17 protein-coding genes and 2 pseudogenes are annotated in these 14,220 nt (G+C 65.7%); 7 read left to right on the forward strand and 12 right to left on the reverse strand.

Annotated elements, in window-relative coordinates; genetic code table 11:
- From ABG82_RS23195 to ABG82_RS23205, 3 genes are read right to left on the reverse strand one after another with little or no spacing between them, the layout of a single operon-like run.
- Positions 1-1,194 (reverse strand): CHAT domain-containing protein, encoded by a 1,194-nt coding sequence (locus tag ABG82_RS23195; protein WP_078343832.1) that lies wholly within the window; start codon positions 1,192-1,194, stop codon positions 1-3.
- A complete protein-coding gene (locus ABG82_RS23200; RefSeq protein ID WP_043077081.1) occupies positions 1,191-2,876 on the reverse strand; it encodes a hypothetical protein in 1,686 nt (561 codons plus the stop codon). The genes ABG82_RS23195 and ABG82_RS23200 overlap by 4 nt, the downstream gene beginning before the upstream one ends.
- A gap of 56 nt (positions 2,877-2,932) precedes the next feature.
- Positions 2,933-3,394 (reverse strand): lipoprotein LpqH, encoded by a 462-nt coding sequence (locus tag ABG82_RS23205; protein ID WP_043077080.1) that lies wholly within the window; start codon positions 3,392-3,394, stop codon positions 2,933-2,935.
- A gap of 120 nt (positions 3,395-3,514) precedes the next feature.
- Here ABG82_RS23205 and ABG82_RS23210 point away from each other — a divergent pair, with 120 nt between their 5' ends.
- From ABG82_RS23210 to ABG82_RS23220, 3 genes are read left to right on the forward strand one after another with little or no spacing between them, the layout of a single operon-like run.
- Entirely contained in the window at positions 3,515-4,318 is an 804-nt protein-coding gene (locus ABG82_RS23210; RefSeq protein ID WP_043076895.1) for a hypothetical protein, read from the forward strand.
- A 9-nt stretch (positions 4,319-4,327) separates the two neighbouring features.
- On the forward strand, positions 4,328-5,116 hold the full coding sequence (locus tag ABG82_RS23215; RefSeq protein WP_043076894.1) for a carbon-nitrogen hydrolase family protein: 789 nt from the start codon (positions 4,328-4,330) through the stop codon (positions 5,114-5,116).
- Between the two features lie 15 nt (positions 5,117-5,131).
- On the forward strand, positions 5,132-6,070 hold the full coding sequence (locus ABG82_RS23220; RefSeq protein ID WP_043076893.1) for an LmeA family phospholipid-binding protein: 939 nt from the start codon (positions 5,132-5,134) through the stop codon (positions 6,068-6,070).
- A gap of 44 nt (positions 6,071-6,114) precedes the next feature.
- On the opposite strand, the gene deoC is transcribed toward ABG82_RS23220, so the two are convergent.
- On the reverse strand, positions 6,115-6,831 hold the full coding sequence (gene deoC / locus ABG82_RS23225; RefSeq protein ID WP_043076892.1) for a deoxyribose-phosphate aldolase: 717 nt from the start codon (positions 6,829-6,831) through the stop codon (positions 6,115-6,117).
- An 18-nt stretch (positions 6,832-6,849) separates the two neighbouring features.
- On the opposite strand from deoC, the gene ABG82_RS23230 reads away from it, so the two are divergent.
- Positions 6,850-7,674 carry an isocitrate lyase/PEP mutase family protein gene (locus ABG82_RS23230; RefSeq protein WP_043076891.1) on the forward strand — a complete coding sequence of 275 codons (825 nt, stop codon included), beginning with the start codon at positions 6,850-6,852 and terminating at the stop codon, positions 7,672-7,674.
- Here ABG82_RS23230 and ABG82_RS23235 read toward each other — a convergent pair.
- From ABG82_RS23235 to ABG82_RS23260, 6 genes are all read right to left on the reverse strand, one after another.
- Positions 7,671-8,120 carry a transglycosylase family protein gene (locus tag ABG82_RS23235; protein WP_043076890.1) on the reverse strand — a complete coding sequence of 150 codons (450 nt, stop codon included), beginning with the start codon at positions 8,118-8,120 and terminating at the stop codon, positions 7,671-7,673. The genes ABG82_RS23230 and ABG82_RS23235 overlap by 4 nt on opposite strands.
- Before the next feature lie 355 nt (positions 8,121-8,475).
- Positions 8,476-8,841, reverse strand: a complete 366-nt coding sequence (locus ABG82_RS23240) for a DUF2599 domain-containing protein (RefSeq protein ID WP_174544381.1) — start codon at positions 8,839-8,841, stop codon at positions 8,476-8,478.
- A 17-nt stretch (positions 8,842-8,858) separates the two neighbouring features.
- Positions 8,859-9,137, reverse strand: a complete 279-nt coding sequence (locus ABG82_RS23245; protein WP_043076889.1) for a DUF2516 family protein — start codon at positions 9,135-9,137, stop codon at positions 8,859-8,861.
- A gap of 47 nt (positions 9,138-9,184) precedes the next feature.
- Positions 9,185-9,835 carry a hypothetical protein gene (locus ABG82_RS23250; RefSeq protein ID WP_043076888.1) on the reverse strand — a complete coding sequence of 217 codons (651 nt, stop codon included), beginning with the start codon at positions 9,833-9,835 and terminating at the stop codon, positions 9,185-9,187.
- 31 nt (positions 9,836-9,866) lie between these two features.
- The gene (locus ABG82_RS23255; protein ID WP_043076887.1) at positions 9,867-10,283 is read right to left on the reverse strand and encodes a helix-turn-helix domain-containing protein; all 417 of its coding nucleotides are present in this window, start codon (positions 10,281-10,283) and stop codon (positions 9,867-9,869) included.
- A gap of 99 nt (positions 10,284-10,382) precedes the next feature.
- On the reverse strand, positions 10,383-11,717 hold the full coding sequence (locus ABG82_RS23260; RefSeq protein WP_043076886.1) for a DUF445 domain-containing protein: 1,335 nt from the start codon (positions 11,715-11,717) through the stop codon (positions 10,383-10,385).
- A gap of 76 nt (positions 11,718-11,793) precedes the next feature.
- Between ABG82_RS23260 and ABG82_RS23265 the strand changes: the two genes are divergently transcribed.
- A complete protein-coding gene (locus ABG82_RS23265; protein WP_043076885.1) occupies positions 11,794-12,513 on the forward strand; it encodes a TetR/AcrR family transcriptional regulator in 720 nt (239 codons plus the stop codon).
- Between the two features lie 25 nt (positions 12,514-12,538).
- Positions 12,539-13,027: pseudogene (locus tag ABG82_RS23270) on the forward strand (polyphosphate kinase 2 family protein); the annotation flags it as partial.
- A 27-nt stretch (positions 13,028-13,054) separates the two neighbouring features.
- On the opposite strand, the gene ABG82_RS27930 reads toward ABG82_RS23270, so the two are convergent.
- Positions 13,055-13,276, reverse strand: a complete 222-nt coding sequence (locus ABG82_RS27930; RefSeq protein WP_081215221.1) for a transposase — start codon at positions 13,274-13,276, stop codon at positions 13,055-13,057.
- Between ABG82_RS27930 and ABG82_RS29080 the strand changes: the two genes are divergently transcribed.
- Positions 13,245-13,934 carry a helix-turn-helix domain-containing protein gene (locus ABG82_RS29080; RefSeq protein ID WP_062826705.1) on the forward strand — a complete coding sequence of 230 codons (690 nt, stop codon included), beginning with the start codon at positions 13,245-13,247 and terminating at the stop codon, positions 13,932-13,934. The genes ABG82_RS27930 and ABG82_RS29080 overlap by 32 nt on opposite strands.
- On the opposite strand, the pseudogene ABG82_RS29350 reads toward ABG82_RS29080, so the two are convergent.
- Positions 13,845-14,090 (reverse strand): annotated as a pseudogene (locus ABG82_RS29350) (transposase family protein); the annotation flags it as partial. The gene ABG82_RS29080 and the pseudogene ABG82_RS29350 overlap by 90 nt on opposite strands.
- Positions 14,091-14,220 lie beyond the last annotated feature (130 nt).

Raw genomic sequence — 14,220 nt, forward strand, 5'->3', positions numbered from 1 at the left:
CTAGCGGACGCCATCGACGGCAAAACTCACGACGGCTGCCCAATGCAGCGGGCTGACCGCACGATCACCGTCGCGCCAACTCCGCAACCTCGCGCGCTGCCAGCGGTTCACCGCACGCCCCGCGTCCTCGCCTCGATGCGCACGGTCAATCTCGGCGACCGTATCTGCCATCGGATCGGATGTGTGCGCGCCGAATTGGTCGTATGCCGCGGTGGTCGGCAGCGACCACAGCGTCGCGGTCACCAGCTCAGCACCGCCCAGGATCATCGCGGCAGCCAGCCCCGTCGCTTCGTCGAAGCGGTAGTCGCCTCCGGACGAGCATGCCAATAACGCCACGCGCGGCGGAATCGGAAACTGTGCGGCCATCATGTCGGCCGCGGTCAACGGGCGGTTCTCCGCCAGATGCAGGGCGGCCCGCTCGGCGTGACCGACGGCGCCCTCCGCCGCGCTGGCATGCCCGACATAGAACAGCCGGGAGGGATCCTGCGCGCAGGCCGCGGCAAGCCACCCGCGGTCTAGGTCGCTTCTGCGAAACAGTTCTACCGGCGCCTCCACGGCGGGCAGCACCGGATGGTCGGCCACCAGCTCGCCGAAATGGCAGGTGAGCGCGCCCAGCACGGACGGGCGCCCCAGCACCGAACCCAATGCCGAATCCGGCCGCTGCCCGGGAATCCGCGGGTCCAGCAGCAGCACGGCGGGACCGCCCTGACGATCGCGCCATCTCACCGGACGGCGCGGAGCATGCACGATGTTCGGCGGCACCGCCATCAGGACGTCAACCAGCTCCATCAGCCGCGAACCGTCCAGCCCTGGCACGGCCAGCTGCCCCCACGGCACGCGGGCCAGTTTGGGGCTGGGAGTCACGAACAGCACGGCACGCGGCGATGACACGCACTCGGACAACAGCTTCCAGCCCTCGGCGGCGATCAGTTCCGATCCCAGCGTCCGGGCGAGTTCCCCTTCCGCTTCCGGGCTCGCGAACGCGCCTGTGGTCAACGCACGTTCGATGGCCATCAGCGATGTCTCGGATCCCACCGGCTCCGGTAACGCGGAATCGAGTGCTTCGCAGGCCGTTTCCAGCGGCTGCTGTTCGATGGCCCACGTGACCGTTCGCGACGGCATCCCCACCACGCGCAGGCTGGCGTAGGTGGCAATGCCGACGTCGGCGAATCGCAGCACCAAGGTATCGGTCATGGCCACGTCGACCATTCGTCGTCGACAGCGGTCACCTCACGGCCGTATCGCTGCCGTGCCAACTCTCGATAACCGCTCATGATCTGCTCCCCGACCGGATCCATCCGCAACGGCGGCAGCGGTCCGAGGCGGGTAAGCCCACCGTCCGCCTGCACCGGGGGCGCTGCCGCCACCAGCGCCAGGTCACCCTCCACGGGCACCGCCGCGGTGGCGATCGACGACCATGCACCGACCGCCGAGCCCTGCCGGTCGTCCCCCAATTCGGTGGTGAACGCACCTCGGGCACTGTGGTATTCGATCAATTCACTGAGCAGTGCGGCGTTCCCCCAATCCTTCGCCACCGCGAAGGCCCCCGCCAACAACGGCGCCGAAACGCACCGGGCCCAGCGCATCCGCGCGCCCGCCTCCGGAATGGCGTAGCGCACGGCGTCGACCGCCAGTGCCGCCGGTACCTTGAGGTCCGCGGCCTGTCGAAGCTTCGCCATGGCCCCCCGGTATCCCGGACTGTCGGAGTCGACGGCCACCCTGCCGGTACCCAGGTCCAATCCCAGGTCGGCCAGCGCGTCGGCACGCCAGATATTGCCCAGCTGATCGTCCAGGCGCGCGTATTGCAGCCAGCTGTGCCGCGGGTAGGAGTCCAGCAGCTCGCGCGCCTGCGCCACCTGCTCGGTCGCGGTCGCGAAATCACCGCGCATGATCGCGATCCAACTGCGCTGCAATAGAATTCGATGAATGTGCAGCGGCTTTTCGATCTCTCGCCAGTGCCGCTCGGCGTGACCCCAACATTCGTCTGCCTCGTCGAGTGCGCCCATCCGGAATCGGATGAGCCCGAAGTACAGCCAGCTACGGGACACATCGTGCGCCCGGACATGCTCGGCGATCGCCGGATACGCCCGGTGGACCAGTGTCTGGGTATCGGCGATATCGCCGTCCGTCCATCGGGCGGCGGCACGTTCCAATTGCGCCCGCGCACAGGCCAGCCGCCAGTCCCGGGCCCCGGCACGTGCCTCGGCACGCCGCAACCACGGCTGGGCCTCCTCCAGCCTGCCGGTATCGACGCAGAATCGACCATAGGCCAGGGCGCCGTTGACAAACAGATAATCGGCTTCGAGGTCGCCCTGGCGCGCGTACTCCTCAAGCCGGTCCAGCAGGTCGGCCCACACCGGCACCGAGTCGGCGTACATATCGTCGTCGCACAAACCCCGGGCGATCAGAATCTTGGCGTAACAGATGAGGCGGCGGTGCTCGGCCACCAGATCCTCGAAGTCCCCGGCAATCTCAACGAGTGTCCGCAGATGCGCGGCGGCACCGGTGTGATCACCGTTCGCCGCGGCCAGCCCGGCGGCCAGGAACGCCGCGCGCCGACCGTACCGGCAGATCAGGTGATCGACTTCGCCCTCCGACAGGGTGACCCGGTCGGCAAGATCGGGCCGCCGCCCCGCGCGGATTGCCGCATAGGCATCCAGACACTCACGGATGCGCCGCACTCCCTCCACCACGCCGTCGTACGCCGTGCGCACCAGATAGATCTCGGCGAGTTGCGCCAGCACCTCACACGCGAGATCGTCCCGATCGGCCTTCTCGGCCTGCGCCAGCGACGACAGCAGGATCTCTTTGGCGGCCTCCTCCTGGGCCGCCAGCGCCAAGTGACGGGCGCGCTCCAGATCGGCGATGATCGTCACCCCCGAATAGTAAAAAGCGGCGGGCGCACCCTGCACGCCCGCCGCCTGTCGAGATGTCAGCCGCAGCTCACCTTGATGGTGAAAGGCTTGGTGATCATCCCGGCCATCGGGTTCTTCATATCGGCACCCGAAGCCTCCCCGGTGATGGTGTAGGTCTTTCCGTCGACCTTGACGTCGGCGGATCCCACCTTCGCACCCATCCCCTCGCTGACTGCCAGCGCGGCGCCGTCGTACACCAACCCCAGCGACGTCACCTTGGGGGTTGCCTCATCGGTCATGACCACACCCAGGCCCTGCTGGCCGTTGATGGCGGCGCTGGCCACGTTGATGTTGCCGCCTTGCTTCACGCAGGTCACCGACTTCAGGTCCAGACCGGCCAAGTCTTTGCCGTCCACCTTCACCTCGGCATTGCTGCCGGAGCTGACCTGCGAACCTCCGCTTGGCTTGTCGGTCGAGCAGCCAACCACCACCGCGCCGGCGGCAAGAAGTCCCATGGCACCCACGATTATTCGATTCATCATTCGTCCCTTCGTCGTCCGTTGCCCCGATGGCTCCGTGATGACTCAAGTGAAGGCGGGCAGCTCCGCTACCGATCCCAAGAAATCCCGATTACCGCAGGCAGCACGCTTCCAGGCACCATGGACTCCGTGGCTTCTTCTGCCCGCCCGCACGGCACGATCACCCGCGGCACCACCGGGATCAACCGGCTGCGCCGCAGCGACCGCTGGCTCGTTCACCACCCCGGTGTGCGGGCGGCGTTGGCCGGCGCCCCCGATCCCCTGGTAGTCGACCTGGGGTACGGCGCCATGCCCAACACCACCCTGGAGCTGGCCGCACGGCTACGGTCGGTGCGCTCCGATCTCCGGGTGGTCGGGCTGGAGATCGACCCGCAGCGCGTGGTGCCCGCGCGCGACGGAGTGCACTTCGGACTCGGCGGATTCGAGTTGGCCGGTCTGACACCCGTTCTGGTGCGCGCATTCAATGTGTTGCGTCAGTACCCGGAATCAGACGTAGCGCAATCCTGGGCCACCATGACGGCCCAGCTGGCCCCCGGCGGACTCATCATCGAGGGCACCTGCGATGAAATCGGGCGCCGGTGCGCATGGCTGCTCCTCGACGCGACCGGCCCGTTGACCCTCACCCTGGCCTGCGATCCCTTCGACATCGAAAGACCATCCGATTTGGCCGAGCGGCTGCCGAAAGCCCTTATCCACCACAATGTTCCGGGCCAGCCCATCCACGATCTGCTCACCGCCGCCGACCGGCACTGGGCTGCCGCCGCCCCGCACGGAGTATTTGGCCCCCGGGTGCGCTGGCGCATGATGTTGAAATCACTACGCGACAACGGATTTCCCGTTGAACAGCAACGCCGCCAAGTACGCGACTGCATCTTGACGACACCATGGTCGGCGGTGGCGCCGGTGACTGGCTCATCGCGCTAGGCTGACCCTATGCGGATTGTGTTGGCGCAGATCACCAGCGGTGCCGATCCCACCGAGAACCTGACCACCGTGGCAGCCACGGTGCGCGATGCCGCCGCACAGGGGGCCACCCTGGTCGTCTTCCCCGAAGCCACCATGTGCCGGTTCGGGGTGCCGCTGGGTCCGGTAGCTCAGCCGGTCAACGGCCGCTGGGCCGACGAGGTCCGCGCGATCGCCCAGGAAGCGAACCTGACCGTCGTTGTCGGTATGTTCACGCCCGCCGTCGACGGCCGGGTGCACAACACGCTGCTGGCCACCGGCCCCGGCGTGGATACGCACTACAACAAGATCCACCTGTATGACGCGTTCGGCTTCCGCGAATCGGCGACCGTCGCCCCCGGGTCCGAACCGGTACTCATCACCGTCGATGGGGTGAGTGTCGGACTGACCACGTGCTATGACATCCGTTTTCCGGCCCTGTACACCGAGCTGGCGCAGCGCGGCGCACAGGTGATCACGGTCAGCGCGTCGTGGGCTGCGGGGACCGGGAAATGGGATCAATGGACCCTGCTGGCGCGGGCGCGGGCGGCGGATTCGACATGCTTTGTGGCGGCGGCCGACCAGGCCTTACCCACGCTGGAGGCACCGGCCCACGGTTCACCCACCGGAATCGGCGGCAGCCTGCTGGCCTCACCGACCGGCGAGCTCATCGCTCAGGCCGGTCCCGAACCCGAGCTCATCGTGGCGGATCTGAATCTCGAGGCGGTGGCTGACACCCGCAAGATCTTGCCGGTCCTTAACCCGTCCTCAGCCGAGTAGGGCACAATCGCGCGGGTGACGACACCGCCTCAGCCGCCGCCCGGCCCACTCGGATCGACACCTCCCGAGCCTTCCCCCTGGCAGCCGCCCGCACAGCAGGTACCGCCGCCCGCGCAGGAGCAGGCGCCAACCTTGCAGACCCCGGTGACACCGCCCCCGGTGGAACCACCGCCACCCGGCGAGCCCGCCGTGGCGCCGGAACCCGTCTCGCCGGCAAAGGGCCGCGACTACAAGTCGCTGGTGCTCATCGCGGTCATCGTCGTCGCGGTGGCCTTGGCTGCCGTACTCGGCATCGAGCTGTATGCCCGCCAGCGGACCAGCAGCGAGGTCAACGCTGCCACCTCATGCCTGGTGCAGGATGGCGCGACCGCCTCCTTCGGCCCGATGCCACTGGTCTTGCAGTACCTGGGCAATCACATCGACAAACTCACGATCAAGACCGCCGGCAACCAGATCGCGCAGGCCAAGAAGATGACCGTCGCCATCACCGTGCGCGACGTGTCGCTGAACAAGACATCCGACTCACTGGGCACGATCGGCCAGCTCGACGTCGAGGTGAGCTGGCCGACCGCCGGCATCACCGAGAGCGCCCGCGCCCTGGTGCCAGGGATGCTCGGCTCGTTGGTCGGTGACGCCACCACCAACGAATCCACCGGCGAGGTGACGCTGAGCGCGGCCGGAGGCCTGGCACAGATCACCACCAAGCCCGTCATCAAGGACGGCATGGTGACACTGCAGTCCGAGAACGTGTCCGCGTTCATCGGCCTGCCGCGCGAGATCATCCAGCCGGCACTAGACACCTTCTCCAAGGGCCTCGTCGGCGGCCAGTACCCGATGGGACTCAAGGCCCAAGAGGTGAAGGTCACCAACGACGGCATCACGGTAAAACTGTCGAGCACCAATCAGCCGATGAAGCCGGTCGAGAACCCCTGCCTACAGAACCTCTCGTTCTAGTTGGAGAAGCCGGTCGAGAATCCGTTCCTGCAGAACCTCTCGTTCTAGTTGGAGAAGCCGTCCAGGACGGTCCTGCTGCTCGATAGACCCAGCCGGGTCGCGCCGGCGCCGAGCATGGCGGCGGCATCCTGGGCGGTCCGGATTCCGCCGCTCGCCTTGACCTCGAGGCGGTTCCCGACGGTCTCGGCCATGATCCGCACCGCCTCCACCGTCGCTCCCCCCGCGGGGTGAAATCCGGTGGAGGTCTTGACGAAATCGGCTCCGGCGGCCTCGCTGGCACGGCACGCCGCACGGACCGCGCCGGCACCGGAATGCTCCATGAGTGCCGCCGACTCGATGATGACCTTGAGGATCGCCCCGGGGGCCGCGCTCCGAACGGCTTCGATATCTGCCTGCACCGCCGCGAAATCGCCCGCTACTGCGGCGCCCACATCGATCACCATGTCGATTTCCGCCGCACCCGCCGAAACCGCCAGGGCGGCCTCATGCGCTTTGATGGACGAAAGATGCTTGCCCGAGGGAAATCCCACCACCGCCGCGATGACGAGTCCGTCTGCGGAGGGCGGTAGCCGCACGGGCAGCATCGACGGCGATACGCAGACCGCGAGCACCCCGAGATCCACTGCTTCGGCGACGAGTGCCTGTACGTCCTGTGCTGTCGCTTCGGGCTTGAGCAGCGTGTGGTCGATGCGTGCGGCGACCTCTGCGCGTGTGGGCCAAACCGCCGGTGTGCCTACCGAATCCGTACTGGGCTCCGTCATGGGGCTAGCGTCGCACACATGACCTCCCAGCATGAGCGCGCGGTCGCGTTCGCGACTCTTCATCAGTCCGGGACGTTTGTGGTCCCCAACCCGTGGGATGCTGGAACCGCCCGGATTCTCACCGCCTACGGCTTCCCGGCACTGGCCACTACCAGCGCCGGTCTGGCCTTCGCACTGGGGCGACAGGACGGTGCCAATCTGGTCAGCCGGACCGAGACGCTGGCCAACGCCGCGCAGATCGCGGCAGCCACCCACCTACCGGTGTCGGCCGATCTGGAGAACGGCGGTCCCGCCGTCGCGGACATCGCCATGACCATCCGGGAGGCGGCCGCGTCGGGGCTTGTCGGCGGTTCGATCGAAGATGCCACCGGGCTACCCGGGGCGCCGATCTTCTCGCTGGCCGAGGCAGTTGAGCGCATCACCGCCGCGGTGCACGCCGCGCGTGATCTGCCGTTCCCGTTCACGGTGACGGCACGTGCCGAGAACTATCTCTACGGCAGAGCCGACCTGCGGGACACCATCACCCGGCTCAACGCGTACGCGGAAGCCGGTGCCGACGTCGTGTACGCCCCGGGCCTGCCCGACGCGGAGGCTGTGCGCACGGTCTGTGCCGCCGTCGATCGCCCCGTCAATCTGCTCGCCGCCGGGTTCGTGCTGAATCATTCTGTCGAGGAGATCGCGCAGTGGGGTGTGCGACGCATCAGCCTCGGTTCCGCGATGGCGCGCACTGCCCTGGGAGCACTCGTTGCCGGCGCGCGGGAACTGGCGCAGTGCGGCACATTCGGGTTCGCCACGCATGCCATCCCGTATCGAGAGGCGAACGCCTTGTTTCCGCCCGGCTAGCCCGCCGGCGGGATCAGGCCGAGGACTCCGCTACACATCTGACGGAAGTTGACGATTCCGAAGATGCTGCCGCCGGGAACGAACTGGCATCCGGCCCCTGCGCCACCACCGCCGCCACATTTGGGCCACGCACCGGGGCCTTGGGTTCTGAGCACATCTTCGGCGACCGCAATCTGTTGTTCGCGGCTAGCTTCAGCGGGATTTCCCGTTCCACCGTGGGCAGCCCAGGTGGACGGCTTGAATTGCAGGCCGCCGTAGAAGCCGTTTCCGGTATTTGCCGACCAGTTTCCGCCGGACTCGCATTCGGCGACCGCGTCCCAATTCATGGAGTCGGCCGACGCGATGCTCGCAGTCATGGACAGCGACATCATGCACAGCACGGTGAAGATCAGACACACCGCGCGCCTATCGCGCACCCATCGTGCCCGGTCCATGACGACCTTCATGTCACTGCACCCCGATCCTCTATCCCCCGGCGAGATCGTGTGGTGCGCAAGGAACCACCTGCCACGCCGGTCGTGATCAGATTGTGATCACTGTTGTAATCGTTACTCACGAGGTGTGCGTTACGCAAGCGGAGAATGGTAAGAAAAGTTGCCGTTGAGCTGTCTGAGGCTTTAGTGATTTCTTACTTCCACTAATAACACGCAGATAAACCCACGGTCTCGGGAGAATTACACGCTTGTCATTATCCCGAAGAATTGATTCGCATCACAACACAATTTGCCTGCTCCCTCAAATGCGTTATCGCCGGACGCACCCCGGCGAGGATTTGCCGCCCGAAGCCGGGCAGATCCACCCCTAGACCTCGGGCCCACCCGGGTTGCACCGTGCGGCCGCCATGAGCCCCTCGTCCACCTGAGGTCGCCACGGTTCCAGGTTCCAGCTGGGCTTGTTCGGAATGAAAACCCGCCCGTACCAATGGCAGTCGAACTGCATCCGCATACCCGGCGTCTGGGCGTCCGGGGCCAGCGCGATCACTTGTGCCCATGCGACGTCCGGCCCGTCGGGCGCGTCATAGGTGCGCCCGAGCGGCGTTGGATAGATGCGCAAGGTCCGACCCAAAGATGTTGTACCCCAAGACACATGATCGATGAGAACGGGCCCGTCCGCCGCCGCGGGCACCGTGTTCACCACTAGCAGCAGTACGGTCATCAGTACCGCCAGCGCCGCAACGCGTCGCACTACCGCGACTTGCCCTGCACCTCGAGCACGCGCGGACGGACATCGACGAAGTACACCCCGGCCGCCACCGCGGCGATTCCGGCGGTCAACAGCTCCAGCCCCGGGATAAGGGTGAGTACGGCCGCCCCGGCGAGGATCACTATCCACGTGGTCTTGGTCTGTTTCTCCGCCGCCACAAACGCATCTGCCGGCTGAATCGCGGCATGAACCAGCGCAACGATCGCCGCAATCAAAGTGATCAGCGAGATCAGCGCGAAGATTTGAAAGGAAAAAGCCACCCGATCAGCCTACGTGGCTGATCGGGTGGCCGTTGAAGCTGAACTGTCTACTTCTGAGTGATGGTCCGGGGCGTGGCCTTCTTCGCCGGAGCCTTCTTGGCGGGAGCGGCCTTCTTGGCAGCAGCCTTGGCCGGGGCAGCGGCCTTCTTGGCGGGAGCGGCCTTCTTCGCCGGAGCCTTCTTCGCCGGAGCGGCCTTGGCCGGAGCCGCCTTGCTCGACAGGTCGATACCGACCAGCTTGGCGGCGCGCTCACCGACGGCGCGAGTCTGGCTTGCGACAGTGCCCAGCGCCTGCTCGGTCAGCTCGGCGTAATTGCCGACCAGGCCCTCGGCGCGCGTCACGTTCTCTTCAATACCGGGGGTGCTGCGCAGACGCTCAATGGCCTCTTCACCGCGCTCGGCAAGATTGTTGTAGATGTCGGTGGCCACCTGAAGGTAAGCCTCGGCCACCTTGCGTAGTTCCTCCGGGGTGAACCGATCGCGCAGCTCGTTGACGTCGGTGGGCAGCTCGGCCGACAGCTCGCGCAGGCGGTCGCGGGTCTCGTCCACCCGGGCACCAGCCTCGGAAGCGGCCTCTTCGGCGCGCTCGCGCAGCTTCACGACGACATCGGCGACAGCGGCCAGCGCCAGGTCACCGGCGCCGACGGCCACGTAGAACGGGGTCTTGAGGTCGTCGAACGAGGTGTTCTTCTTGGTCATGCCAGATTCCTTTCGGGGATGGGAAAGTTATTCAGTTGTCGCCAGGAGATTCAGGGTCGGATTCGGCCTCATCCGACTGGGCTTCGGCATTTTGCTGGACGAATGAGCTGTAGACGTCCAACAACACCTGCTTCTGCCGCTCGGTGATGAAGGTATCGGCAATGATGGCGTCCCGTACCGGGCTGGCATCACTACGATCCAAAATGCCGGCACGCACGTATAACACCTCCGCCGAAACCCTTAGCGCCTTTGCGATTTGATTGAGCACCTCGGCCGACGGACGGCGCAGTCCGCGTTCGATCTGACTGAGGTACGGGTTGCTCACGCCGGCCTTCTCGGCCAGCTGACGCACGGAGACCTGCGCGGCCTCACGCTGCGCGCGGATGAAGCCTCCAATATCGGAAGCGGCGTTGCTCACAGCGGTGGCGAGGTCTGATTCCTGCGACATACGAACCACCGTAAGCTGCAGTGCTAGCTATTGCAAGCACTGCTGTTAGCAATGTGTCGCACGTCACTTCCGCGCGGGAATACGCGGGTCAGGGCCTAATTAGAAGAGGAGCTGGGCCACCGAGTAGATCACCAAACCGGCCAGCGAACCCACCACGGTGCCGTTGATACGGATGAACTGCAGGTCACGGCCAACATGCAACTCGATCCGGCGACTAGCCTCGTCGGCGTCCCAGCGCTCGATCGTCTCGGTGATGACCGCGGTGATCTCGGCTCCGTACTGATCGACGAGGTGGCGCGCCGCGCGCTCCACCCAACCGTCCACTTTGTCCCGGACGGCGGCGTCATCGCGCAGCGTCTCGCCGATCCGCACCACGGTATCGGCGATCCGCGTGCGCAGCTCGCTCGAGGGGTCGTCCACCGACTCGGTGATCATCTTCTTGGCGGCCGACCAGGCCGTGGCAGCCGCGTTCTGAACTTCCTCACGCGCCATCAACCGTGCCTTGACGGCCTCGGCCTTGGCGATGGTCAAATCGTCATGCTGCAGATCATCGGCGAACTCGTAGAGCAGCCTGTTCACGGATTGCCGCAGGTCGTGATCGGGGTTGCGACGCACCTTATCGGTGAAGTCCACCAACTCGCGGTAGATGCGATCACCTACGAAATGGTCGACGAACTTGGGTGTCCAGCTGGGCGAGTCGCGCACCACCACGCGGTCGATGGTGTCGCTGGCACCCAGCGCCCACTCGAAGGCCCGGTCGCACAGCAGCTGGATCACCGGCGCATGCCGGTCCTCCTTCAGAACGGTAGAGAGCACCCGGCCCACCGGTGGCCCCCATTTAGGCTCGGCAATCCTGCGCACAATCACGCTGTCTATGGCCTGTTGCACGTCCTCGTCGCGCATCATCTGGGCGCCGACCCGCAGCACCGTGGAGGCCTCGGCCGCGACCCGCTCGGCATGCGACCGATCGCTCATCCACTTACCCAGCCGGCCCGCGATCTGCGCATCCCGCACTTTGGCGGTGATGACGGCGGGAGACATGAAGTTCTCCCGGACGAAGTTCCCCAGGCCCTCGCCCAGCTGATCCTTCTTGCGCTTGATGATCGCGGTGTGCGGAATCTTTAGCCCAAGCGGGTGTCGGAAGAGCGCGGTAACAGCAAACCAGTCTGCAAGCGCGCCGACCATGCCCGCCTCGGCGGCTGCTCCGACATAACCCACCCAGCCCGGCGCGCCGGCCGACTGCCACCAACGGCATGCCAGAAACAGCACGGTGGCTCCGACCAGGAACCCCGTGGCCACAGCTTTCATGCGGCGAAGTTGCTTCCGGCGCTGCTCGTCGACGGCCGAATTACCCATCGCGAAGACGCCACCCGAGGCTTTACGCGTGCCCGGCTGATCGCTGTGCTTGCCTGCCACGTCTCCATCATCCGTCATCGCACGCAATACGCATCCCCACGGGCCCCGTCCAGTAGTATCGGTTACAGATAACTAAGGGAATGTGGCGATAACCGTGGCAAGTAAAACGCAGCCTGCGGCTATCAAGACTGATGGTCGCAAGCGCCGCTGGCATAAGCACAAGGTCGAACGACGAACCGAACTCGTCGACGGCACCCTCGATGCCATCAGGCATCGAGGACGCGATATCAGCATGGATGAGATCGCCTCCGATATCGGCGTCTCCAAGACCGTGCTCTACCGGTACTTCGTCGACAAGAACGACCTCACTACCGCTGTCATGACGCGCTTCGCGCAGACCACGCTGATCCCCAAGATGGCCGCCGCGCTGTCCGCCCGCCTCGACGGCTACGACCTCACCCGCACGGCGATCAAGGTCTATGTTGAGACGGTCGCCGCAGAACCGGAGATCTATCCGTTCGTCATGGCCAACAGCTCTACCAGCCGCAGCAAGGCCATCGCCGACTCCGAGCGGATCATCGCTCGCATGCTCGCACTGTCGCTGCGGCGCCAGATGTCCGAAGCGTCCATGGACACCCGCGGGGTGGAGCCATGGGCATACATGACCGTGGGCGGTGTCCAGCTGGCCACCCACTCGTGGATGTCGCACCCACGGATGAGTTCCGATGAACTCATCGACTACCTGACGATGATCTCGTGGAACGCGGTGCTCGGCATCGTGGGCGTGGGCGGCTCACGCGAGATGTTCGTCGGAATGCCGCACCCATCGCCGGTTCCCCCCGCGCTACAAACGCGTCAAACCCACTCGGCCTGACCCGACCTCGCTAGGGTCACTGGGCATGACCCAGAGGATCGATACGTCCGCACTGCGCTACCGCGACGGCCTGAAGTTCGCCGATGTCGATACCCGAGCCACCCCAGGATTCGACGGATCACGCGAGGAGGGCGAAGCGCTGCAAGCCGAGCTGTCCGAGCGTTTGGGCCTGCTGCAGGAGATGCTCTACGCCAACGGCCGCAGCGGCGACCACCGTTCGGTACTACTGGTCTTGCAGGGCATGGACACCTCAGGTAAGGGTGGAATCGTCAAACATGTTGTGGGGCAAGTAGATCCACAGGGAATCGAACACGCGAGCTTTGGTGTCCCCACCGAGGAGGAGCGCAAGCACCACTACCTGTGGCGGATTCGCAACGCGCTGCCGTCCGGCGGGCAGCTGGGCGTCTTCGACCGATCGCACTATGAGGATGTACTGGTGGTGCGAGTGCACAACCTGGTGGCGCCGGAAGTCTGGAGCACGCGCTACGAGGAGATCAACGCCTTCGAAAAAGAGGCTCTATTGCCATGAATGTGGATGACCTCATGTGTGGTATGGGAGTTCGAGGGTCACCGGTCCGCAGACGAGCATGATCATGGCGAGCGCGTTCTCGGCGTTGTGGAAGCCGTAGGCCCTGCGGATGATCAACCGGACCTTGTTGTTGAGCCCTTCGTGGCGGCCGTTGGCCAGTCCGCGCTCCACCGCGGCTTGGATGCCATCGAGGTGTTTGTTGATGGTTCGGCCGACCTTGACGAACTGCGGGATCCGGCACCGCTACGACACACGGATGGTGGATTCGGCGTGGCGGCACCTGGACCTCAGTGGGCGGGTATGTGTGCTCAAACTGCGGCGACGTCGGTTGCGCTGCCCCGAGCACGGTGTCCTGGCCGAGTCAGTGCCGTTCGCGCGGCCGGGATCGGGGTTCACCCGCGACTTCGAGGACCTTGCGGTCTGGCTGGCCGCCAAGTGTGACAAGAAGACGGTGTCGACGTTCTGCCGCGTCACGTGGCGCACCGTCGGGGCGATGTGTTCGCGCGTCGTGGCCGAGAAACTGGACCCCGACCGGCTGGCCGGGCTGGTCGACATCGGCGTCGATGAGATCTCCTGGCGCAAGCACCACAAGTATTTGACTTTGGTGTCCGACCACGACACCGGCACAATCGTGTGGGGTGCGCCGGGCAAGAAGGCAGCCACTCTCGACGCGTTCTTCACCGCGGCCCTACCCGCCGATGTCGACCAGCCCGGCCAGCCGGTCGGGGTCCAGTTTCTCGGCCACGACGCGCGAACACATCGCCCCGACGGTGCGCCACGTGACGCGGCAGAACGTCGACACCGTCTTCTTGTCACACTTGGCGGCCAGCCAGACCGCAAGGTCCTCGAAGTCGCGGGTGAACCCCGATCCCGGCCGCGCGAACGGCACTGACTCGGCCAGGACACCGTGCTCGGGGCAGCGCAACCGACGTCGCCGCAGTTTGAGCACACATACCCGCCCACTGAGGTCCAGGTGCCGCCACGCCGAATCCACCATCCGTGTGTCGTAGCGGTGCCGGGTACGGAAATCGCAATGCGGACAGGACATCACCCGCTGTTGCGGGCGCACCCACACCGTCACCTTGTCGCCGCACTCGACGTCGCGGACCGTGGTCTTCGGCAGGTCGAGGACACGGTTGAGTAAAGTGGTCGCGCGCACGGGCAAGCTCCTTGGTACG

The organism is Mycobacteroides immunogenum (assembly GCF_001605725.1).
GTDB classification, from domain to species: Bacteria; Actinomycetota; Actinomycetes; order Mycobacteriales; family Mycobacteriaceae; genus Mycobacterium; species Mycobacterium immunogenum.